This window comes from Streptomyces sp. NPDC048484 (assembly GCF_040651415.1).
In the GTDB taxonomy this organism is placed as follows: Bacteria; Actinomycetota; Actinomycetes; order Streptomycetales; family Streptomycetaceae; genus Streptomyces.
The window spans coordinates 394,257-415,018 of the sequence record NZ_JBEZJY010000001.1 but is presented as its reverse complement, the minus strand read 5'-3'; the positions used below and the strand labels follow the sequence as shown (position 1 = coordinate 415,018).

Genomic DNA, 20,762 nt, shown 5'->3' with positions numbered 1-20,762 from the left:
CGCCTGGCTGCACACCTACAATCACCACCGCGGACACACCGCACTCAAAGGCCAGCCACCCGCCAGCCGCGTCCCCAACCTCACGGGTCACTACAGCTACGGCAAGGCGAGATCCTCGGCCTGGCCGTCGACAGCATCGGAGATCTCGGCTGGCTGTACGTGCGCCAACAGGTCAAGAAAGTCCGCGGCACGCTCGTCTTCGCTCCGCCGAAGCGTGGCAAGGTCCGTGACGTGCCGCTCGACCCCGAGGTGTCGGCGGCGCTGCGCAAGCACATGGCCAGCTTCCCGCCCGTCGAGGTGACCTTGCCCTGGTTGACTCCGACCGGCCCCAAGGCCACGCGCCGACTCCTCTTCACGAGCGGTATCGGTACAGCCATTTGGAGCCAGGCCTTCAACGATCGATCTTGGAAACCTGCTCTGGCATCCGCCGGCCTCATCCCGGCCCCGGAGAAAGGGCAGCGGTACGCGGTCGCTCGCGAGCACGGGATACACGCCCTGCGGCACTTCTACGCCTCGGTGCTCCTGGACGCCGGGGAGAACATCAAGGCCCTGAGTCTGTATCTGGGTCACAGCGATCCGGGATTCACGCTTCGCGTCTACACGCACCTCATGCCGTCCAGCGAGGGGCGGACCCGGACCAGCCATCTCCGCGATGTACCGGGCCGCCGGTCACGCTCATGACGGCCCAGAGACGGCCCAAGCTGCCTGACACGGCCCCTCATCGGCGGGAAACATGCTGGTGAGGGGCCTTTTCGTGTCCTCTCGCGGCAAGTAACACCCCATCTTGCCGTACCGCCACCCCTCGGGGGAAACCCGTATGGCGGAAGCTCCCCGGCCAGGCCCGCAGGCCCGGTGCAGCCTCTTGTGCTTCCTGCTTCCTGTTTCCCGCTTCTGCCTTCCGCGCGGGTTCAGTCCTGCGTCGGTGTCTTCTTCTTGCGGACGTAGAGCACCGCGGCGCCGCCGATCAGGACCAGGCCGATCGCGATCCCGGCTATCAGCGGGGTGGCGCTCGACGCGCCGGTGTCGGCGAGGTCGGTGGTCGTGGCGGTGGTGCCGCCCGCCGTGACGGGGACGGACTCGCTCAGCGTCTGGGGTGCCTGGCCCCCGGCGCCGCTCTGCGTCTGGCAGTCGAGCACGCCCTGGAACCGCTTCTCGTAGCCGCCGGACCCCTTGACCGTGAAGTCGTACGGCTGGTCCTCCTGCAGCGGGACCGTCACGGTCTGTGACGCGCCCGCCTCGACGGTGTGCTCGGAGCCCATCAGATCGAAGGTGAACGCCTTGTCGCCCTCGTTGACCGCGGTGACGTCCAGGCCGCCCTCGGCGCAGTTTTTCTCGGCCGACAGCGCGGGTATCGCCCCTGTGCCGGCCCAGTTCGCGGTCGCCGCCGCGGAGACCGTCGACTCGCTGGAGCCGGCCAGGATCTGGGTCTGGCTCCTGGTCTCGGAGGCGAAGGCCCGCCCGACCGGCACGGTGGTCGAGGCCTGCACCGTCAGCGTGGCCGAACCGTCCGCGGCGTCCTCGGGGACGTCGAAGTACAGCTCGCCGCCGTCGGCCGCGGACGTGATCTCCTTGCCGTTCCGGTCGACGATCCTCACCCCGCTCGTGGCATCGGCGGGCGGCGTCACCGTCACACCGTCCGCGTTGGTGTGCACGGTGACCGGGCCGAGCGGTTCACCGGGGCGGCCGGAGACCGCGGGCGGATCCAGGCGCAGGGAAGCTCCGGGCTCCGCGAGGTCGCGTGCGCTGCGCTGCAGATAGTCGGCGAGCTTCTCCGCCTGCGGATCCACTGCCTCCACGTCCGCGCCGTCCGAGTACCGCCAGATCGCCACCTGGGTGCCGGCCGCCGCGTCCTGCTCGGTGAGGCCTCGCGCACCCGCCTTCGCAGCCAGCGTGGCGAGGTCGTTGACCTGCGGGTAGGAGTTCTGCAGGATCCAGCGGATCCGGCCCGCCTCGGGGTTCCCGTTCAGCGACGTACCGCTCCAGGGGGTCTCCTGGTACTTGGCGTCCTTCTGTGTCGGGCTGTAGAGGTCGACACAGTAGGTCTGCAGGGTGCCGCCGTTGTCGACGGACATCTCGAACAGCCCCGCGGAGACCTGCTTGTCCTCGCCTCCCCCGCCCCCCTCGCCTTCCTCGTGGATGACGGCGACCCCGGCCACCTTCAGCCCACCCACGGTCGCGGTCGCGCCGCCCTGGCTCTGCGGGAGTTCGTCCGCGCCGGCCGCGACGGCGGTGGTCACGGCGCTCACGGCGACGAGCCCGGACACGAGCGCCACCGCGGCCAGGCGAGCGGCGGCGGCACCTCGCCCATGCACGGACGGCGCAGAGAACGAAGAAAGCACAGAATTCCCCTTCGAGCAGGACCCGTTGACCTGGGGGGTTACGGTCCCGCCAGTGGAATCAGAAGCTCCGAGAGCTATGCCCGGCATCCTAAGGACGGGGCGCATCTCCCTCCCCGGTCATGTCATTCGATGAGTGATCCGAATCGGAATCGTTATCGCCCGGGCCGGGTACGAGCTGGGCTTATCGACAAATCCACAGGGATCCTTCCGAATAGATTCGCCGATAAGCCGCACTTCGGTCAGCCCGTGGAGCCGGCACCTCCTGATCACATCGCCAGGGCCGGTTCCTGGTGCTGAGCCGCCGCATCGGCCCGGTCCGCCGGTTCCGTCTCCCAGCTGGGCTCCGGCCGAGTCGGCGTACCCGATCCCCGATCGGACATCTGATCGGATGCCTGATCACTCCTGAGCGTCCTCCGGAACGCCGCGGTGCCACGCGCCAGATCGTGTCCGATCGCCGAGGCCTCGATGTCCGCGCCCGACCACGACTGCCCGTCGCGCTGCTCGGAGCGGACCTTCAGCCTGCCGCGCACCACGAGCGGTTCGCCCAGCGACACGGACGCCTGCACATTCGTCGCGAGCACCCGGTTGGCCCACACCGTGAAGAAGTTGGTGTGCCCGTCCTTCCAGGCGTTCTTCTCGCGGTCCCAGTACCGCTGCGTGACCGCCAGCCGGAACCTCGCCGACGCGCCTGCCGCCGTCTCTCGGAACACGGGCTGCGTAGCCACGTTCCCCACCACGCACACCATCGTCTCGTTCATCGCGCAAACCCTCCCCTGCCCACGCGTACGGGCCCGTCCCGTACGGCTGCGTCTGTCTGTCGTGCTGTCGTGGCGACCATGTCTCGATCGCCACGGCCTCAGACTGCCTCCGCCGGCCCGAGCCCGCTGAGCGCTGTGGGCCACCGCCCGGTTGTGGACAACTCCACCACTCGAACGAGTACCTCCGCCTGCCTCACCCCGCAGAGGCCCCGACCTCCGTGGCTCCCGTGACTCCCGTGGCCCCCGTGACCCCCGTGCCTCCCGTGACTCCCGTGACTCCCGTGACCCGCAGGAACTGCTCCCGTACCTCCCGATACCGCAGCAGCTCCGCCGCAACCGGATCGAGAACCCGGGCCCGGCCGCATCCTGACGCCGCCTCCCGCAACCCCCGTTCCGCGTCGGCCCCGTACCGCCGGGCGGGCCCGCTCGCCGCCAGTTTGCAGGCCCACTCGACGCCCGGGCCGCCCACGATGCCGACGATCATCAGCAGCGAGGGCACGCCGAGGTTCGGCGACATGAAGCCGATGATCTGCGCCAACAGCCACAGCCCGCCGAGGACCTGGAGGACGGTCATGGACGCCTGCGCGAGCACGGCGACCGGCCACCAGCCGGGCCTCGGCGGCCGCCCGGCCGGCGTCCCGGCCCGTACCGCCAGTTCGTCCAGTGCCTCGCACAGCCCCTGCGACCCTCGTACGGCCGCCTCGCGCACCGCCTGCCCCCAGGGTCCTGGCAGTCCGTCGGACGCCTGTTCGGCCACTGTGCGCACCGCCTGCTCGACGCGCTGGCGCGCCGTGGCCTCCTCGTCGGCATGCGTCTGTACGGCGAGGCGCCCGGTCGGTGGGTCGCGCCGGTCCTGATGCCAGCGCCACAGCCGCAACCAGGGCGTACCGCACGCGCGGTTGGCGTTGCGGCGCCACGCGCGCTCGGCCGCCTCGCCCGCCGCCGTTGCGCCGACCGCGTCGGCGAGCCGGTCGGCGAACTCGTCGCGCGCCTCCTCACTGAGGCCGGCCTGCCGCCGGTTGGCGTAGACGGGCCACAGGCGCACCGCGGCCGCGTGCACGTCGGCGGAGATCCGGCGGGCCGCGGCGCCCCGCTCGGCCACGAAGTGACCGAGCACCTCACGCAGTTCACCGATGCCCTCCCCGGTGAGCGCGGACAGGGCGAGGACGCTCGCGCCCCGCTCGCCGTACTCGCCGAGCGCGATCCCGTCCTCGTCGAGCAGTCGCCGCAGGTCGTCGAGGACCTGGTCGGCGGCCTCGCCCGGCAGCCGGTCGACCTGGTTGAGGACCACGAAGGTGACTTCCGCGTGGCCCGCCATGGGCCGCAGATAGCGCTCGTGAAGCACCGCGTCGGCGTACTTCTCCGGGTCGACGACCCAGATGACGGCGTCCACGAGCCCCAGGATCCGGTCCACGTGTTCCCGGTGCTGGACGGCCGCCGAGTCGTGGTCGGGCAGGTCCACCAGGACGAGCCCGCGCAACTGCGCCTCGGCCTCGGCGCTCTGCAGCGGCCTGCGGCGCAACCGCCCGGGAATGCCGAGCCGGTCGATGAGTCCGGCCGCGCCGTCGCTCCAGCTGCACGCGATGGGGGCCGCGGTGGTCGGTCTGCGTACCCCGGTCTCCGAGATGGCCACCCCGGCGAGCGCGTTGAAGAGCTGGGACTTGCCGCTTCCGGTGGCTCCCGCGATGGCGACGACGGTGTGCTGTCCCGAGAGTCTGCGACGCGCCGTCGCCTCGTCCAGGACCTGCCCCGCCTCGTAGAGGGTCCGGCTGTCGAGCCGTGTACGGGAGAGCCCCACCAGTTCGCGCAGTGCGTCGAGACGGGACCGCAGCGGCCCGTCGTACACGAGGGAATTCGCAGCGGGCGACCTGTTCTCCACGGCGAACTCCTGTACGGGCTTGGCCTGGCCCTCGGCCGTGGCGGACACGCGCCGTGCGATCAGCCCGTCGTCCCAGCCGCCCGCCGAGTCCACGCCGTCCTCGGAGCCGGAGCCGGAGTCGCGGTCGCGGTCACGGTCGGAACCGGAGCCGGAGCCGCGGTCGGACCCAGGGCCGGAGCCCGTCTCAGCAGGCACGCGCGTGGAATCCCCTTTCTCCCTCTTCTCCTTGCGGCCGACTTCCCCGTCGGGGCCCTTCTCGCGATCGTTTCTCCGGCCAGTAACGGGGTCGTCCTCCTCCGGCTGGTCGGCGTGATCCATGTGGTCCTTGACGGCGGTCACCGCGGTCACCTCTCCTTCTGCAGTACGGACAGCGCGGCGATGAGTTCGGCCTGGGGTTCCGGGTGTACGTCGAGGGCGTCGAGCGGGGCGAGCCGCCGCTCCCGTTCGCTGTGCAGCGCTTTGTCGAGGTGTTCGGTGAGCAGCCGGCCGCCCTTGTCGCGCAGCCGCAGCGCGCCGTGGGCACCGATCCGCTCGGCGAGTCCTTCGCCCGCGGACCGCGCCCGACGACCGCCCAGGAGCGCGGTGGCGACCAGCGCGGCCACCGCCTCGGGGTCCGGCGCGACACTCTTCTCCAGGGCGCGCACCTCGTCCTCGGCGTACTCCTCGAGCTCCCGCCGCCAGCGCCGTACCGCCATCCCGATGCGATGCTCGGCGCTCTCCAGCGTCGGATCGCGGTCCGTCAGGCTCGGCGCGCTCGCGCCGGGTTCACGGCGCCACGCCTCGTCGATGCGCTCGTCGGCCGCTGCGACGGCGCACAGCAGGAGGTCGGCCAGACTCTCGACCAGCGCGTCGAGCAGTTCGCCTGCGCTGCAGTCCAGCGGGTAGCTGCGCCACCGCTTGAGCGCGCCCCCGGCGAGGACGGCCCCGGCCTGCAGACGGCCCCGCAGGCGCGTGTGCTCGCTGTCGTACGCCCCCTCGACCGCCGTGGTGAGCCGCAGCACGGCGGCGTACTGGGCGGCCGCCGCACTGGCGAGCTCGGGCATCCGCGACTTCAGCGAGTCGAGCGCCCCGTACGCCGTTCGTGCCATGGCCTGATTCCGGGCGCCCGGGTCCTGTGTCTGCTGGGCCAGCCAGGCGCGCAGGGGCGCCACGGCGGTGGCTGGAAGCAGCCCTCCGCCCCATGCGGACTCGGGCAGCTCGGGCACGGTGAAGCGGGGTACGTCGCCGAGCCCCGCCTTGGCGAGGAGCGCGCCGTACTGGCGCGAGACCTCGGAAACCACCTGGTGGGGTACCCGATCGAGCACGGTGACGAGGGTGGCGCCATGTTCCTTGGCGGTACGCAGCAGATGCCAGGGCACCGCGTCGGCGTACCGTGCCGCCGTGGTGACCATGACCCAGATGTCGGCCGCGCACATGACTTCTGCGGCGAGCACCCGGTTGTCGGCCACCAGGGAGTCGATGTCGGGCGCGTCGAGGAGCGCGAGCCCTCGCGGGAGAGTGTCGGCGGTCTCGATGCGAAGCACGCGTGTGCCGTCCTCACCCGGCAGCAGCGGATCGTCGTCGCCGTCCTGTAGGGGCACCCACACGCGCGTGAGGTCGGGCAGTACACGCATCCCGCTGAACCAGTGATGGTCCTCCGGATGGCAGACGAGCACCGGAGTACGCGTCGTGGGCCGCAGCACCCCGGCCTCGCTGACCCGTCGCCCCACAAGGGAGTTGACCAGCGTCGACTTGCCTGCCCCGGTAGATCCTCCGATCACGGCAAGCAAGGGTGCTTCGGGTTCTCTCAACCGGGGCACGAGATAGTCGTCGAGTTGCGCGAGCAGTTCGTCGCGGTTGGCACGCGCGCGTGGAGCCCCCGCCAGGGGCAGCGGGAAGCGTGCGGAGGCGACACGGTCGCGCAGGGCGGAGAGTGCGTCGAGCAGCTGAGGCCGTACGTCCAAGGTCACCACATGCGAAGAATGCCCAATTTTGGTGGCTTTCTAAAGCATATGGGCGTGTCTGCGCGCCGATCAGACACTCGAGGCGGAAGGGACGACTGGGGCGCAGGCATAACGAGTGCACAACACCCGGGGTGTGAGACGCCAAAAGCGATGCACGATTCGTACCTGCCTGCGATTATCAGGACCGCTTCACTGAACCTCCACATCGAGCCACGGAGGGGAAGCGCGAAGTACAGGGACGCGGGAGCTCTATCCTTGTCCCCGGCAAGGTCACAGCCCCGCCCATACCCGGGCACCAGCACCACAGGCCACCACACCCGGCCCCCGTAGCTCAGTGGATAGAGCAGGCGCCTTCTAAGCGCTTGGCCGCAGGTTCGAGTCCTGCCGGGGGCGCACATGCCGCCTCACCTGCGAAAACGCCGGTCAGGCCATTCCGTGTCCGGAAGCACGTCACTCACCGGCATCATCGAGTCGGCGGCCGAACCACGTGTTCAACGCGAGGTCGAGCGATGCGCGGTCGCCCGACGACCAGGCCACGACGGCGTCGGGGCGGAGCAGCAGTGGTTCGGTGTTCGTCACCGGGACGACCTCGACCCGGCCGGCCCCGTGCCGCGCGAGGTCCCGCGTGTGCGGCGTGAGCAGGAGCAGCCCTCGGCCGGCCCGCATGTGCTCGTGCAGCCGTGAGACCGTGCCGTCGTCGTCCACGAGTTCCAGGTCGGGCAGGAGTTGCCCGACCGGTGCTTGCGCGGGGTAGGCGAGCTCTTGACGCCCTCGCCTGCCCGAGGGCAGGTGATTCCGGTCCGTACTGCTACGCAGTACCACCACGGGTTCCTGTTTCACGGGCCTCTGCCGACCGGTGAGGGTCGGTCTTACAGGGCCTCCGCAGGCCTGACTTCCCGCCCGTCCGGCGGTAGGCCGGACAACCCCGTTGTCCGACAAAGCGATCCTAGCCATGCCACTGCGACCCTCCGGGCCGCTACGGACAGGATGCCCATCACCTCCACCCCGAAGGGTGGAGCACTGGGCAAGTGTTCGGTAGCGCAGGTTCACGGCGGACAGCAGATGGGTGAAGTACTGGTTCACCGCCGGGATGTCCATCAGTTCCTCGACGATCTCCCGCAGCGCGTCGGCCTAGCGAGCCTGGTCGCCGAACCGGCGGCCGTCGTGAAGCTCCTCGACGACCACGTGCGTACCGGTGACCCGGCGAATCGCGTCGGCAAGCTCACCGGCGGTCACCGGATCGTCGGGGTCGTCGTCCCTCGCGGGCTCGGAGACGCCGGCCAGGGTGCCGCCGCGGTCGTGGCCCGACAGCCCTGACGAAGCCACCGTGATCTCGACGATCCCGTTCCCGCTGATGGCCCGCGGCCTGAGAGAACGCCACGCGGCAGGCGATACGGTGACCGACAGCTTCCGCTACGCACTCGGCGTCCTGCTCGCCGGCCTGGACGCGAAACGTCCCGCCTGAACGTCCCGTCTGAACGCCCCGCCGGAAGGGCGCCTGGAAGCCTGGCGCCTCGGCTCGGACTTCTCAACCCATATGCAGCATTTTGGTGGATGTCATCACGTTGCGTACCGTTACCCGCCGTGCATCCTCGCGTTGAAGGGACAGTGCGGTCGCGTTCGTGCTGCCGCGCTCATCAATTCGAAGGAGAAACGTGATGTCTCGCATCGCGAAGGCAGCCGGTGTCGCTCTCGGCACGAGTGCCGTTGTGCTCAGTGGTGCCGGTCTGGCCATGGCCGACGCGGGCGCCGAGGGCAAGGCCGTCGGCTCGCCCGGCGTCGCGTCGGGCAACGTCATCCAGGTTCCGGTCCACGTGCCGGTCAACGTCTGCGGCAACACCGTGAACGTCATCGCCCTGCTGAACCCGGCGTTCGGCAACGAGTGCGCGAACCACAGCGAGCCCGACAAGGGCTACGGCCGCTGAAGCACCGCACTGACGTGGGGAGACCCCCGGCGGTACACACCGCCGGGGGTCTCCTCACGTCCAGCCCCGCCCCGCCTCCCGCCTCCCGTGCCCCCGTTCCACGCCGACGCCGACGTCTCAGACGTACCGGTAGATCCGGCTATGGTCCTCCATCTCGTCCGGTGTCACGCCCCACGGCGGCATCGCCTCGTGCCGCGACACGATCCGCCCGTGCTGCAGATCCCCGATCTCCGGTGGCGACTTGGGCAGATACCGCGCGCCCTGATGCCGCTTCTGCCAGCGCGTCCAGAGCAGGTCCACGAAGGAGTGGTGCAGCCAGAAGACCGGGTCGTTGACGGAGGCCCCGCCCAGCATGTGTCCGCCGACCCAGCGGTGGACGCGGTTGTGGTTGCGCCAGGCGTCGTCGCCGAGCCCGTCTCCCCACCCCTCCAGCTTGTTACGGAAGCCGCGGTCGGAGGTGGAGTTCCAGGGCGCCGTGTCGTACTCGGAGTCCTGGAGTGCCCTGGCGAGATCGTCCGCGGTGGGCAGGGCGAGCGGAGACTGGGGCCTGCCGAGATCACGTGTGAGGTAGTCGCCGTCGGTCATCGACTCCTTGACGACCCAGTTCCCGTGCCGGCGGGCGAAAGGCCCCGTCGTCACCTGGTGGTCGGACCGCCGCCCGTTGCCTCCCAGCAGGTCCTCCCCCCACAGCGAGGCAGCGGGGGTGCGGTCCTTCGTCCAGTCCCAGTAGGGCACGGACACTCCGGCGTCCACCCGGCGCAAGGCCCGCTCCAGGTCCAGCAGGAACCGCCGGTGCCAGGGCAGGAAGGAGGGCGCCATATGGGCCGCACGCAGTCCGCCCTCGCCGTCCGACACATAGTGCTCGATGTGCATACGGACGAACTCGTCGTACTCGCCGGTGCGTTTGATCTCCAGGAACGCGCCGACGAGCCTGCGCTTCTCCGTACGCGTCAGCGCGCTCACGTTCTTACGCGTGTACGTCATGCCCGTGCCCCTTTCCCCGCTCCGCCTCCTGATCGGTCGCGCGCAGTCGCAGGGTGCCGTCCAGTTCGTCCACGGCCGCGCGGGCGGCGGCCAGCGGTGTCGGGTACGACTGGTAGTGGTCGATCATCGTCAGATAGCCGCCGCCGGCCCGCCGCATGAGGTGCAGCGGGCGATCGTCCACCGTGACCCGCCAGGGCCCGGCGGAGCCCGTACGCGCGGCCCCGGCCGAACGCACGCCGTCCGCCGTGTCCTTGCATCCACGGATCCGACACCCGCGGTACATCTCGTCGAACCCTGCCGCGTACTCGGTCTCGAACTCAGTCTCGTACTCGGTTTCGAACCGGGTGGGTTCGCCGGGCGTTCCGCCGTCCGGTCCGCCGGTCGGCGCACCGCGGGTGTACGGCTCGGCGCGTGACGCTCTCGATGCGGAGACGAGCGGAGCCAGGGCGGCGGCCACGGCCGCGGCGAGCAGCCCTCTCAGGACGTCACGCCGCGTACCGTCGCCCGCTCTCACCCGCACTCCCCCACCCCCTCCGACACGTCCTGTACGAGCACGCCGAGCACATCCTGTACGAGTTCTGTGTGCCTACAGCTCGGGCGTGGTGAGGCCCAGGTCCGCTCCCGGCGCCGCCTGCAGGGCCGGGGCGAGCAGGGCGACCTCGGGCAGCTTCGGGTCCGGAAGGCCGACCCTGTCCCGGCGCACCCCGGTCAGCGGGGCATCCAGCGAGGCACCGGGCGTCAGCGTGCGCAGGCCGGAATGGGGCGTGCTGGCGCTGACGCGGCCGAAGGCGTTCCCCAGCACGTCCGGCAGCGGCGTACTCACGTCCGCCGCGGGCAGAACGGTGGTGAACGGCAGCTGCGGGATGGCCCGCTCCGGCAGCATCCGGCCCTCGACGTATCGCGGACCTTGGGGACGGCCCGGCGTGACCAGCGGCACGGTGCCGCTGATCTTGGGCATCTCCGTGTCGAAGGCGCGCTCCACGCCGTCCAGGGGCACGGCTACCGGAACACCCTCGGCCGCGACGGCGGGTGTCGCGACAGCGGCTGCCACGCAGGTGACGACGGCGGCAAGAGTTCCTCGGGTGGTCGACTTCATCAGGCACGGGCCTTTCGGGATTCGGGGAGTGCGTCCGAAACTGGTAACGACCCGGCGAACAGGATCAGGTCAAAAATCCCCCGGTCGACCCAATAGTCAGCTCGTCCAGAAGTCCCACCCGCGCGTCAACACGAGCATGCTCCGGCACGCGTGACATGCGTGGCACGTGACATGCGTGGCACTCGTGACGCCCGTGCCCCCGTGGCACGCATGGTCAGCCGCGCAGGCTGCGCGCCGGAACGAGAGCGTGCGCCGCGTTGTTCAGGGTCTCCTCGTCGCCGGCGAAGGCAGCCAGGGCCTCCGGCTCGACGGGCTTGCCCGGTTCGGCCTCGGGCCACGGGCGGGTGGTGAACAGGAAGTAGGCGTATCCGCGTTTACCGACCGCGGCGAGCCACTCCGGCGGCACGGAGCACTGGGCGTTGAGCTGGGTCATGCTGACGACGGCATGGCCCGCCTCGACGAGGAGACGGACCGGGAAGCTCGGCTGCCGAGTGGCGTCGACGACCGAGTCGCCGAGGGACAGGCCGTTGGCACTCAGCAGTTGCTCGACGGCGGCGGCGGAGCCCTCGGGTCCGCCCTCGCCGTCGCCGAGGGAATAGGCCAGGAGATAGGGCATGTCGCCGTCGGGGTGTTCGCCGCTCCACGCCATGACGACGAGCGTGCCGAGGTTCGCGGCGGGGAAAGGACGCGTTCCGCTGGAGATTGAGGTCATCGCGGAACCGTATCGGCGTGCCGGAATGCGTCCGCTCCCTTTCTCACCCGCACGAGGGATTTCCGTGGGGGCTCCACACGAACGAGGGACGCAGTCGAACGGACCGGAAGAGTCGAACGGACGGGAAGAACAGCCGGAACACGGTCACGTGCCGGAACACGTTCATCTGCCGGAGGCCCACGCAAAGGGCCGGTCCGCACCATGCGCGACCGGCCCTTCGTCACTTCTTGCGGGCAGGTCCACTCTTGGGGGCAGGTACAGCCTTGGGAGCAGGTACAGCCTTGGGGGCAGGTACAGCCTTGGGGGCAGGTCCACCCAGGAGGTCCCTGGGTCCGCGCGCCGAGTTCAGGGTCCTCGTCGCCTCCTTGACGGTGCTGAGCGCGGAGCCCTTGTTCTCCGTGTCGAGCGCCCTCGACTGCGTCTGCAGGGGCATGGGGTCCACCGGCTCGTGGGTGAGCTTGGTGACAGCCGTGTCGAGACCCCCGTTGAGGCTGGTGGGAGGCGTCATGTCGGTGGCGAAGGCGGGCGCGGCGACTCCAGCGATGACCATGGACCCTGCCACGACGACGGCGGCCTTCAGGGACTTCATCGTGTTCCTTTCGTCGGCGACTCTCGTCACCGGAGGGAATTCTCGGTGTGCAGGCATCCTGCATGCCTGCTCTCACACTGCTCCCTGTCCAACGACCTCCTCTCGCGACGGAAACTCCATACGCCAAAGATTCCTGGAACCCACCCGATTGAAGGGTGCGCCCCATCAGCAAATGATATTTTTCATATAAACACCTCGATAGATTTTGTAAATAAGGCGCGGAATAGGGCACGAAAAAGCCGTCGGGCCGACCCGCGTGATGGGTCGGCCCGACGGCCGGTACAGCGACTTCCTGTCAGTTGGCCGACCGCGTGAGGTCCGTGGGCGACTTGGGCAGACCCAGCAGGTTCCGCGCGACCAGGCCGCCGTCCGGCGCCGCGGCGGCGACGAAGTCGACGAGGCCTGTCACGACCTTCTTCAAGGCCACCTCCAGAGCGGCGGCGTCACCGCCGACGGCTGCCTTGACCAGGGCATCGACCGATTCTTGCAGGTCCTTGAGCGCGTCGACCCTGCGGTCGGGCGCGATCGTACGGTGGGCGGCCTTCCCCGCCGGGAGCGCGGGGGTTCCGGGAAGGGCAGGCAGGACCGACGGCGGAGCAGCGGGCACCCCCGGTTCAGCGGGTGTGGTCGGCTTGGCGGGCACCCCCGGCTGGGCAGGCACCCCCGGCTCGGCCGGTGTGGCCGGATTGGCGGGCACCCCCGGCTCAGCGGGCACGGTCGGTACGGCGGGCTGGGTCGGCGTCTCCACCGACGGGGTCTGCGGGACCCCGGGAGCCTCCGGGTCCGCCGCAACAGCCCTGTCGACTGCCCTGTCGACCGCCTTGTCGACCGCCTTGTCGACCGCCTTGCCAGCGGACGTGTCAGCGGACGTGTCGACGGACATGGCGGCGGACTTGGCGATGGCCGCCTTCACCGCGTCGGCGAATTTCGTGGCGTCGGCTTCGGGGATCTGCCCGTCGTCGGCCCTGAGTACGGCGGTGAGCAGGTCGGTGACCGGGGTCAGCACTCCGGCGACGTCGCCGAGGCTCGTGATCAGTGCCAGCAGAGCGTTGTCCTCGTCGGGCACCGGCGCACTGGCCGTCATGGCACGGGCGTCGTGCGCCGGGTCGTGGTCGGCGGCCACCGCGACGGGTCCGGCGATCCCCAGCAGGAGTGTGGCGCAGAGCGCGGAGATCGCGATACGCCGCGCGGGCAGAGCACGCATGAAAGGTCCTTTCGATGATGCGTCGGATCTTGTCCTCACCGTGGAAGTGATGACCGCCGTCTGCAACCGATCGACCACGCACTGTGGCGGTCCCCGTTCGCCGCCACGACCGTTGTCCCTGGTGAGGCACCGTGTCCGGGCGCGCCGGGGACACTTGCCGCCCTCCCTCCATTCGGGGCAACGAGAATCGGCCGCCCTCCCTCTCGGGAGGACGGCCGATCAGGGCCCGAGCTTCGGCGTCAGTCGTTCTCGCACTCGTTGCCGAACGCCGGGTTCAGCAGCGCGATGACGTTCACGGTGTTGCCGCAGACGTTGACCGGCACGTGGACGGGGACCTGCAGCACATTGCCCGACAGGACACCCGGGGAGTGGGCGGCGGTGCCCTGCGCGTCACTGTCGGCAGCGGCGATGCCGGCGGTGCCCGCCATGGCAGCGGTGGCAATGGAGGTAAAGACCAGGCCCTTCGCGATACGCGACATGGAGAGGTGCTCCTTGGGATTGAAACAACAGCCGGGCGGAGATGCCCGGCTGTGGAATCAACGCGTGGCGCGGGCGCGGGTTGTGCCTCCAAAAGAGTGACGCTCCGGGCCGTTACCAGATCCGAGCCAGAGGGTTATCCCGAAGCATGCACACGATTCCGACACACTTGACAGGTTTCACGGATAAATACGGATAGCGGCTACAGTTGCGTTCTTCCTCGGGCCGCTTGAAACAGACGGGGAGTAACGGACTGGGAGTCATGGGCGGCATTCGCGTGATGTCCACATCTCGTCCACTCGTACGGGTCAGAACCTCTTCCGCCGAAATTCCCCCGAAAGGGCAACGCCGGTCATGCGCAATTCCCTGGGTCTTCTGCTGCGCGATAGGGGTCTTCTGCTGCGCCATAGGGCCTCGGCGGATGTCACGCGGCTGGTGCGGGCGAGCGGCGCGGGCGCGTACCCCGTGCCGGACGGGCGAGGCGGCCAGGCCCCTCTCGCCAACGGCGCCACCCCCTGGGACGGCGTACTGCATTCGACGATCAGTGAGCCCGACGGGACGGCTTCCGGACGGACGCCCGCGTATCCGAACACGCTCGGGTACGGCTCGGACGCTCCCTCCGAGCGCCACCCGTGAGCGAGGAAAGCGCGCATGCAACTGTCACCGACCGGCCCTCGGCCACGGGTCCTGCACGTCTCCCAGCCCATCGACGGCGGGGTGGGCCGGGTGGTCACGGACCTGGTGCGGGCGCAGCTGGCCGCCGGCGCCGAGGTCACCGTCGCCTGTCCGTCGTCCGGTGGCCTCCCGGCGGCGGTCGAGGCTCTGGGCTCCGGTGTACGGCACTGGCAGGCGACCCGCTCGCCGGGGCCGCGGCTCGTACGCGAGATACGGAGTCTGCGTCGGATCGTGCGGGAGGTACGCCCCGACGTCGTGCACGCGCACAGCGCCAAGGCCGGGCTCGCGGTGCGGCTCGCCGTGCGCGGGCGGGTGCCGACCGTGTTCCAGCCGCACGCCTGGTCGTTCGAGGCCGTCGGCGGGGCCACCGCCATGCTCGCGCTCAACTGGGAGCGGCTGGGCGCGCGGTGGGCTGCGCGGGTGGTGTGCGTCAGCGAGGCCGAGCGGCGGACCGGGCAGCGGTCGGGGATCAGGGGACGCTGGAGCGTCATCCCCAACGGCATCGACCTGGAGGGCTTCCACCCTGCCTCCGTGGGCACCGTACGGGCCGGGATTCCGCTGCTCGAAGGGGTCGAGGCGGCGGCGCCGCTGGTGGTCTGCGTGGGGCGGCTGTGCCGGCAGAAGGGGCAGGACGTCCTCCTGGAGGCATGGCGTGAGGTGACGCGGCGGGTGCCCGGCGCCCGGCTCGTGCTGGTCGGAGACGGACCGGACGGGCGCACACTGCGGGCCGGGGCTCCCCCGTCCGTGCTGTTCGCCGGGGCCGTCGCCGACGCCGCGCCCTGGTACCAGGCCGCCGATCTGGTCGTCCTGCCGTCCCGTTGGGAGGGCATGGCGCTGGCGCCGCTGGAGGCCATGGCCTGCGGGCGGCCCGTCGTGATCACCGATGTGGACGGGGCGCACGAGAGCCTGCCGCCGGGCCAGGAGCCGCGCTGCCTGGTGCCGCCCGAGCACCCGAAAGCGCTGGCCGGGGCCGTTGCCGAGCTGCTCCTCGACCCGCTGCTGCGCGAGTCTCTCGGCCATCAGGCACGCCGGTACGTAACGACCACGCACGACGTCCGTCGCACGGCCGCGGCCGTCGCCGACGTGTACCGCGATCTGATCGGCGGCTGGCCGACCGGACGCGGCGCGGGCGTGGACCACACCGAGTGCAGGGAGTCCATCCACACGTGACTGCGGAAAGTACCGTTCCCTCCCCGGCCGGCCGGCCGCGGGCGGCGGCGGACCACCGATTCTCGCCCGTCTCGGTCATCCCGCCGCGCGAGGCCATCGGCGGCTTCGGATTCCCCAGCGGCGGACAGCCCTTCGTACGGCTGCCCTCACGGCTGCCCTCACGGCTGCCCCTGCCCGCCGTGGACATCGGCGCCGCGCTGGCCGGCGGCGCTCTGGCGCTGCCCTGGCCGCATCCGCTGCCACTCGCCCTGCTGGTGCTCGCGGTGCTCCGGCTCAACGCGCACGCGTCGCTGTACCGGGCCGCGCGCGTGCCCGCCGTCCTGGACGAACTGCCCGCTGTCTGCGGCCGGATCGCGGTGAGCTGGTGTGCGCTCGCGGCTCTGCTGGCGGCGTACTCCCCGGAGCACGCGCTGTCCGCCCGCGCCCTGGTCCTCGGCTGCGCGCTGCAGTCGGTGGCGAGCTGCGCGGGCCGCGGTGTCGTACACGGGCACCGGCGCCGGGCGCTCCTGCGGCGCCCGCGTGCGGCCCTGGTGGTCGGCCGCGCCGTGGACGCGCAGCGGGTGGCGGCCGCCCTCCTGCGGCATCCGGGGTGCGAGGTACGGCCGGTGGGCGTCGTCGCCGACGAGGCGAATGGCAGCGAGGGGCTGCCCGTGCTGACCACCGGCGAGGAGGTCCAGCGGGCGCTCATCCAGAACGGCGTGCAGGACGTGCTCGCCGTCGGCCCCGCCACACGGGCCGAACAGGGGTCGCTGCTACGAGTGTTGGGCGCGTCGGGCTGCACCGTGTGGGAGGTCGACGAGGACGTACCGGCGCCCGAGCGGGCCGACCGGCTCGCCGGCTTCGCCTGTCGGCGGCTGCCCGCCGAACGCTGGTACGGAGGCGCCGGAAAGCGGCTGCTGGACGTGCTGGCCTCCGGGGCCCTGCTGCTGTTGGTCGCTCCGGTGCTGCTGGTGTGCGCGCTCGTGCTGCGGGCCGCCGACGGACCCGGTGTGGTGTTCCGGCAGGAGCGGATCGGCAAGGACGGGCGGCCGTTCACCCTGCTGAAGTTCCGTACGCACCGGCCGGCCGACGCGCACGAGGCGGCGACCCGCTGGAGCGTGGCGGACGAGCAGGAGATGGGCTGGTTCTGCCGCTTCCTGCGGCGGACCTCGCTGGACGAGCTGCTCCAGCTGTGGAACGTCCTCTGGGGCGACATGAGTCTCGTCGGACCGCGGCCCGAACGTCCCTTCTTCGTCGCCCAGTTCAGCCAGACGTACCCCGGTTACGCGGCCCGCCACCGGATGCGGACCGGGATCACCGGGCTCGCGCAGATCCACGGGCTGCGCGGCGACACGTCGATCGAGGACCGCTGCCGGTTCGACAACGCGTACATCGACGACTGGTCGCTCTGGCAGGACGTCTGCATCCTGGTGCGCACCGCCGTCTCGCTCGTGCGCCGGACAGGGAGCTGAGCCGGTGACCCAGGTCCTGCCCGCCCCGCCCCCTCCCCCGTCCCTCGTGGCCGCCATGGCTGCGGCGCCCCGCCGTTTCCTTCCCACGCTGCCCGTGCTGCCCGTGCTCGTCCTCGTCGCCGCGCTCGCGCTGCCGGTCTCCGGGGAAGGGGACGGAGGCGGAGGCGGGGGTGGAGGCGGGGGCGCCACCGTCGCCGACGCCGTCTCCGGGCTGGTCGTGGTGTGCTGCGCGCTGCACCTCGTACGCGACCGCCGGCGCCCCCTGTCCCGTACCGCCGCCGTCGTGCTCGGGCTGCCCGTCCTCGGAATCGCGCTCGCGACGGCCGGCGCGGCCACGCCCGGGGTGGGGGCCGAGGGGCTCGTGCGCTACCTGCAGATCTTCGTGCTGGTGCCGGCGGCGGTGCTGCTGCTGGTCCGCGACCTCCGTGACGCGCGCCTTGTCACCTGGTCCCTCGTCGGGCTCGCGCTGTGGCAGGGGGCGATCGGGGTTCATCAGTACGTGACCGGGACCGGGGCCTCGTACAAGGGCGAGGAAATCCGGGCCGTGGGCACGTTCGGGCCGACGGACGTCATGGGAATGGCGGCCGTGGTCTCGTTCGGGCTGGTGTGCGCGCTCGGTCTCGCACTCGGGTCCGGGCCCGCGCGGCAGCGGACCGCGGCGGTGGGGTGCGCGCTGGCGCTGCTGCTGCCGCTCGCGCTGTCGTTCAGCCGCGGGGCGTGGATCGCGACGGCCGTGACGTGCGGGGTGCAGCTCGGGCTCGCCGGGATGCGGCGTGCCGTACGGGTGTTCGCGGCGGTGGCGGCGGCCGCGGTGGTTCTCGTGGGCGGGCTCGGCGTGGGCACCGCGATGCTCCAGGAGCGGATCAGCAGCATCACCCAGGTGACGGAGGCTCCGGACCAGTCGGTGACCGACCGGTACACGATGTGGACGGCGGCCATCGACATGTGGCGCGACCAGCCGTTGACCGGCGTGGGGCTGAAGGGCTTCCCCGACCACCGCGACGGGCACGCCTCGCTCGCGCTGTCCTCGGGCAGCGACACGGACGGGGCGGGCGCCGGGTTCCACCGTCAGCCGCTCCTCTCCCCGCACAACATGTACCTGCTGGTGCTCAGCGAGCAGGGGCTGCTGGGGCTGCTCGCGCTGGCCGGGAGCTGGCTGGCGCTGCTGGTCTGCGGGCTGCGGAGGCTCTTCCACGCCCGGGTCCGCGCACGGCTTCACGCCGGGCGTTCCCCGGGCGGCCTCGACTGCGCGCTGGTCGCGTGCGGGCTGCTGGTCTGGCAGTTGGTCGACTTCGTGTACGCCGACATCGGCGGCCCCTCGACCGCGCTGACCGCGGTGGTCCTCGGCCTCGCCGCCTGGTGGGCGCTGGCTTCCGAGGGGGCCGGGCAACGATGACGGTGACGCCTTCCCGGGCGGAGGGTGAGGGAACGGCGGCTCGAAAGGGCCGTCGCGGTCGCAGGGCGGGAACCGCGGCCGAGGAGCACGGCACGGCCGCCCGAACCGAGGAGCACGGCGACGCGACGACCGGGGCCGGGCACGGGGCCGGGGCCGGGCACAAAGTCGGGCACAAGGTCGGGCGCGGGGAGGGCGCCGGGGGCGAGGGCGAGGGCGAGGGCGAGATCCAACTGCCGGGCGCCCGTGCCGCGTCGACCGACACCGCGCCCACCCGAGCCACCGCCATCGACGCCACCCCCACTGAAGCGACGCCCACCGACGCCAAGCCCGTCGGCAGCGCGCCTACCGGAGTCGCACCCGTCGAGGTCGCCCCGCCCACCCGCGGGTTCCTCGCCAAGGCCACGCTCGTCACCGCTGTCCTGTCCATCGCCGGCGCGCTGCTCGGCCTGGTCCGGGACCAGGCGCTCGCGCATCTCTTCGGGGCCGGGATCGAGACGGACGCCTTCCTGGTCGCGTGGACCGTGCCGGAGGTCGCGGCGACCCTGCTGATCGAGGACGGGATGGCATTCGTGCTGGTCCCGGCGTTCAGCCTGGCCGTGGCCCGGCGGGCGTGGGCGCGCGGAGCGGGCGGAGCGGGCGGAGCGGGCGGAGACCCCGTACGCACGCTCGTCGCCTCGACGCTGCCCCGCCTCACGCTGGCTCTGGTGGGGATTTCCGCGCTGCTGGTGGCCGGGGCGCCGTACCTGGTCGTGGGACTGGCGCCGGGGCTGTCCGATCCCGGGCTCGCCGTCGACTGCACCCGGCTGACGGCGACCTGTGTCCTGAGCTTCGGGCTCGCCGGCTACTGCAGCGCGGCGCTGCGCGCACACCGCCGCTTCCTGGCGCCCGCCGCCATCTACGTCGCCTACAACACCGGCATCATCACGGCGATGTTCGTCCTCGGCGGCCGCTGGGGCGTACGGTCGGCGGCAGCCGGCGTCGCGCTGGGCGGCTGTCTGATGGTGGCGGCGCAGACCCCCGCCCTCGTACGGCAGCTCTTCGGCCGCCGCCGGTCCACGGCCTCAACCGCGTCTTCAACCGCGGCCTCAACGGCACCCGCGAGCGCGACCACGACCGCCGAGGACAAGGTCAAAGCCAAGGCCAAAGTCAAAGTCAAAGTCAAAGCCAAGGTCACGAAAACCCGGGAAGTGCCCGGCACCGGCACCGGTGCCGAGGGCCAGGCGGCCAAGCAGTCCGTCACGCACTCGGTGGATCTCGCCCTCATCACCCCGATCCTGCTCTTCGCGCTCTGCCGTCAGTCCCAGGTCCTCATCGAGCGCCACCTCGCCTCGAACCTCCCCTCCGGAGCCATCTCGCACCTCAACTACGCGCAGAAGGTCGCCCAGATCCCGATGACCCTCTCGCTGATGTTGTGCACCGTCACCTTCCCGGTACTGGCGCAGGCGCTCGCCGAGGGCGACACCGAGCGGGCCCGCAGCCGGGTCGAGCACGACGTGTCGGTCGCCGCGTGCCTGGTGCTGCTGGGCGCGGCGGCGGTCTTCGCGTGCGCGCCGCAGATCGTCCACCTCCTCTTCCAGCGGGGCGCGTTCACCGCTCAGGACACGGCGGCGACGGCGACCGTCATGCGGGTCTACTCGGTCGGGCTGCTCGGCCACACACTGGTGGGTGCGCTCGTGCGGACGTACTTCTCCGCCGGCCGCCCCACCTGGTACCCGCTGGCGGCGATGACCGCGGGCATCATCGCCACCTCGTGGATCGGCGCGGGAACCATCGAGGCCTGGGGTGTGTACGGGATCGCCGCCGCCAACGCGACCGGGATCACCCTCACCGCGGCGCTGCTGCTGTCCGGCATGAACGAGAAGCGCAGCGTGCCGATCCGTACCCGCCGGGTCGTCCACGAACTCAGCAAGCCGGTCCGCGCGGCGGTGTGCGCGGCCTTGGCGGGAGCCCTGTGCGCGAGCCGCTTCGACTCTCCCGAACTCGCCCTGCTCGCCGGCGGTGCGACCGTCGCCGTCGTCTACGTCCTGCTGCTCCGGATGCTCGGCGTCCAGGCCGTCGCACCCGCCCGCAACGCCCTCCGTTCCGTCACCCGAAGGCTGCCGCATGCCCGTTTCCGCTGACACGAACGACCCGACCCGTACCGGCACGACCCGTACTACCGGCA

At 71.2% G+C, this 20,762-nt stretch carries 20 protein-coding genes, 1 tRNA gene and 1 pseudogene; 10 read left to right on the top strand and 12 right to left on the bottom strand.

The annotated features are described in order from the left end of the window. Positions 1 to 111 precede the first annotated feature (111 nt). Entirely contained in the window at positions 112 to 681 is a 570-nt protein-coding gene (locus AB0D14_RS01750) for a tyrosine-type recombinase/integrase (RefSeq protein ID WP_362773182.1), read from the top strand. Positions 682 to 908: 227 nt separating this feature from the next. Here AB0D14_RS01750 and AB0D14_RS01745 read toward each other — a convergent pair whose 3' ends face one another. The 4 genes from AB0D14_RS01745 to AB0D14_RS01730 all read right to left on the bottom strand — a co-directional run bounded on the left by AB0D14_RS01745 (position 909) and on the right by AB0D14_RS01730 (position 6,928). Further along, entirely contained in the window at positions 909 to 2,282 is a 1,374-nt protein-coding gene (locus AB0D14_RS01745; protein ID WP_362773179.1) for a TQXA domain-containing protein, read from the bottom strand. A 323-nt stretch (positions 2,283 to 2,605) separates the two neighbouring features. After that, the gene (locus AB0D14_RS01740) at positions 2,606 to 3,097 is read right to left on the bottom strand and encodes a single-stranded DNA-binding protein (protein WP_362773105.1); all 492 of its coding nucleotides are present in this window, start codon (positions 3,095 to 3,097) and stop codon (positions 2,606 to 2,608) included. Positions 3,098 to 3,290: 193 nt separating this feature from the next. Beyond that, positions 3,291 to 5,324: a YfjP family GTPase gene (locus AB0D14_RS01735; protein WP_362773102.1), complete on the bottom strand. Its 2,034-nt coding sequence runs from the start codon at positions 5,322 to 5,324 to the stop codon at positions 3,291 to 3,293. Continuing rightward, on the bottom strand, positions 5,321 to 6,928 hold the full coding sequence (locus AB0D14_RS01730) for a dynamin family protein (protein ID WP_362773099.1): 1,608 nt from the start codon (positions 6,926 to 6,928) through the stop codon (positions 5,321 to 5,323). Before AB0D14_RS01730 ends, AB0D14_RS01735 begins: the two co-directional genes overlap by 4 nt. A gap of 311 nt (positions 6,929 to 7,239) precedes the next feature. On the opposite strand from AB0D14_RS01730, the gene AB0D14_RS01725 reads away from it, so the two are divergent. Beyond that, positions 7,240 to 7,312: transfer RNA gene (locus tag AB0D14_RS01725), tRNA-Arg, on the top strand. 57 nt (positions 7,313 to 7,369) lie between these two features. Here AB0D14_RS01725 and AB0D14_RS01720 read toward each other — a convergent pair. Next, positions 7,370 to 7,759: a hypothetical protein gene (locus tag AB0D14_RS01720; RefSeq protein ID WP_362773096.1), complete on the bottom strand. Its 390-nt coding sequence runs from the start codon at positions 7,757 to 7,759 to the stop codon at positions 7,370 to 7,372. A 222-nt stretch (positions 7,760 to 7,981) separates the two neighbouring features. On the opposite strand from AB0D14_RS01720, the gene AB0D14_RS01715 reads away from it, so the two are divergent. The 3 genes from AB0D14_RS01715 to AB0D14_RS01705 all read left to right on the top strand — a co-directional run bounded on the left by AB0D14_RS01715 (position 7,982) and on the right by AB0D14_RS01705 (position 8,844). Next, entirely contained in the window at positions 7,982 to 8,236 is a 255-nt protein-coding gene (locus AB0D14_RS01715) for a hypothetical protein (protein WP_362773093.1), read from the top strand. 10 nt (positions 8,237 to 8,246) lie between these two features. Beyond that, positions 8,247 to 8,384 (top strand): hypothetical protein, encoded by a 138-nt coding sequence (locus AB0D14_RS01710; RefSeq protein ID WP_362773090.1) that lies wholly within the window; start codon positions 8,247 to 8,249, stop codon positions 8,382 to 8,384. Between the two features lie 193 nt (positions 8,385 to 8,577). Further along, complete coding sequence (locus AB0D14_RS01705) at positions 8,578 to 8,844, top strand: chaplin (protein WP_362773087.1); 267 nt, start codon at positions 8,578 to 8,580, stop codon at positions 8,842 to 8,844. A gap of 117 nt (positions 8,845 to 8,961) precedes the next feature. On the opposite strand, the gene AB0D14_RS01700 is transcribed toward AB0D14_RS01705, so the two are convergent. The 7 genes and pseudogenes from AB0D14_RS01700 to AB0D14_RS01670 all read right to left on the bottom strand — a co-directional run bounded on the left by AB0D14_RS01700 (position 8,962) and on the right by AB0D14_RS01670 (position 13,908). After that, positions 8,962 to 9,828 carry a tyrosinase family protein gene (locus tag AB0D14_RS01700; protein WP_362773084.1) on the bottom strand — a complete coding sequence of 289 codons (867 nt, stop codon included), beginning with the start codon at positions 9,826 to 9,828 and terminating at the stop codon, positions 8,962 to 8,964. Then, positions 9,812 to 10,342 (bottom strand): tyrosinase family oxidase copper chaperone, encoded by a 531-nt coding sequence (locus AB0D14_RS01695; protein WP_362773081.1) that lies wholly within the window; start codon positions 10,340 to 10,342, stop codon positions 9,812 to 9,814. The genes AB0D14_RS01700 and AB0D14_RS01695 overlap by 17 nt, the downstream gene beginning before the upstream one ends. Before the next feature lie 72 nt (positions 10,343 to 10,414). Further along, positions 10,415 to 10,924 carry a hypothetical protein gene (locus tag AB0D14_RS01690; protein WP_362773078.1) on the bottom strand — a complete coding sequence of 170 codons (510 nt, stop codon included), beginning with the start codon at positions 10,922 to 10,924 and terminating at the stop codon, positions 10,415 to 10,417. Between the two features lie 214 nt (positions 10,925 to 11,138). Then, a complete protein-coding gene (locus tag AB0D14_RS01685; RefSeq protein WP_362773075.1) occupies positions 11,139 to 11,636 on the bottom strand; it encodes a DUF5949 family protein in 498 nt (165 codons plus the stop codon). Between the two features lie 340 nt (positions 11,637 to 11,976). Continuing rightward, a pseudogene (locus AB0D14_RS01680) lies at positions 11,977 to 12,225 on the bottom strand (hypothetical protein); the annotation flags it as partial. A 295-nt stretch (positions 12,226 to 12,520) separates the two neighbouring features. Next, a complete protein-coding gene (locus AB0D14_RS01675) occupies positions 12,521 to 13,429 on the bottom strand; it encodes a hypothetical protein (protein WP_362773072.1) in 909 nt (302 codons plus the stop codon). 239 nt (positions 13,430 to 13,668) lie between these two features. Then, the gene (locus AB0D14_RS01670) at positions 13,669 to 13,908 is read right to left on the bottom strand and encodes a chaplin (RefSeq protein WP_362773069.1); all 240 of its coding nucleotides are present in this window, start codon (positions 13,906 to 13,908) and stop codon (positions 13,669 to 13,671) included. A 352-nt stretch (positions 13,909 to 14,260) separates the two neighbouring features. On the opposite strand from AB0D14_RS01670, the gene AB0D14_RS01665 reads away from it, so the two are divergent. Genes AB0D14_RS01665 through AB0D14_RS01645 form a run of 5 tightly spaced genes read left to right on the top strand, consistent with a single transcriptional unit; the run spans position 14,261 to position 20,718 of the window. Beyond that, positions 14,261 to 14,542: a hypothetical protein gene (locus AB0D14_RS01665; protein WP_362773066.1), complete on the top strand. Its 282-nt coding sequence runs from the start codon at positions 14,261 to 14,263 to the stop codon at positions 14,540 to 14,542. A 15-nt stretch (positions 14,543 to 14,557) separates the two neighbouring features. Next, entirely contained in the window at positions 14,558 to 15,751 is a 1,194-nt protein-coding gene (locus tag AB0D14_RS01660; protein ID WP_362773063.1) for a glycosyltransferase family 4 protein, read from the top strand. After that, positions 15,748 to 17,202, top strand: a complete 1,455-nt coding sequence (locus tag AB0D14_RS01655; protein ID WP_362773060.1) for an exopolysaccharide biosynthesis polyprenyl glycosylphosphotransferase — start codon at positions 15,748 to 15,750, stop codon at positions 17,200 to 17,202. The genes AB0D14_RS01660 and AB0D14_RS01655 overlap by 4 nt, the downstream gene beginning before the upstream one ends. 55 nt (positions 17,203 to 17,257) lie before the next feature. Then, positions 17,258 to 18,598 carry an O-antigen ligase family protein gene (locus AB0D14_RS01650; RefSeq protein WP_362773177.1) on the top strand — a complete coding sequence of 447 codons (1,341 nt, stop codon included), beginning with the start codon at positions 17,258 to 17,260 and terminating at the stop codon, positions 18,596 to 18,598. After that, positions 18,595 to 20,718 carry a lipid II flippase MurJ gene (locus AB0D14_RS01645; protein WP_362773057.1) on the top strand — a complete coding sequence of 708 codons (2,124 nt, stop codon included), beginning with the start codon at positions 18,595 to 18,597 and terminating at the stop codon, positions 20,716 to 20,718. Before AB0D14_RS01650 ends, AB0D14_RS01645 begins: the two co-directional genes overlap by 4 nt. Positions 20,719 to 20,762: the final 44 nt, after the last annotated feature.

Excerpts from the sequence above, each read along its gene's own strand:
- AB0D14_RS01740 (WP_362773105.1), bottom strand. The coding sequence starts at position 3,097 with ATGAACGAGACGATGGTGTGCGTGGTGGGGAACGTGGCTACGCAGCCC.
- AB0D14_RS01715 (WP_362773093.1), top strand. The coding sequence starts at position 7,982 with ATGGGTGAAGTACTGGTTCACCGCCGGGATGTCCATCAGTTCCTCGAC.
- AB0D14_RS01705 (WP_362773087.1), top strand. The coding sequence starts at position 8,578 with ATGTCTCGCATCGCGAAGGCAGCCGGTGTCGCTCTCGGCACGAGTGCC.
- AB0D14_RS01700 (WP_362773084.1), bottom strand. The coding sequence starts at position 9,828 with ATGACGTACACGCGTAAGAACGTGAGCGCGCTGACGCGTACGGAGAAG.
- AB0D14_RS01690 (WP_362773078.1), bottom strand. The coding sequence starts at position 10,924 with ATGAAGTCGACCACCCGAGGAACTCTTGCCGCCGTCGTCACCTGCGTG.
- AB0D14_RS01685 (WP_362773075.1), bottom strand. The coding sequence starts at position 11,636 with ATGACCTCAATCTCCAGCGGAACGCGTCCTTTCCCCGCCGCGAACCTC.
- AB0D14_RS01675 (WP_362773072.1), bottom strand. The coding sequence starts at position 13,429 with ATGCGTGCTCTGCCCGCGCGGCGTATCGCGATCTCCGCGCTCTGCGCC.
- AB0D14_RS01670 (WP_362773069.1), bottom strand. The coding sequence starts at position 13,908 with ATGTCGCGTATCGCGAAGGGCCTGGTCTTTACCTCCATTGCCACCGCT.
- AB0D14_RS01665 (WP_362773066.1), top strand. The coding sequence starts at position 14,261 with ATGCGCAATTCCCTGGGTCTTCTGCTGCGCGATAGGGGTCTTCTGCTG.
- AB0D14_RS01660 (WP_362773063.1), top strand. The coding sequence starts at position 14,558 with ATGCAACTGTCACCGACCGGCCCTCGGCCACGGGTCCTGCACGTCTCC.
- AB0D14_RS01650 (WP_362773177.1), top strand. The coding sequence starts at position 17,258 with ATGGCTGCGGCGCCCCGCCGTTTCCTTCCCACGCTGCCCGTGCTGCCC.
- AB0D14_RS01645 (WP_362773057.1), top strand. The coding sequence starts at position 18,595 with ATGACGGTGACGCCTTCCCGGGCGGAGGGTGAGGGAACGGCGGCTCGA.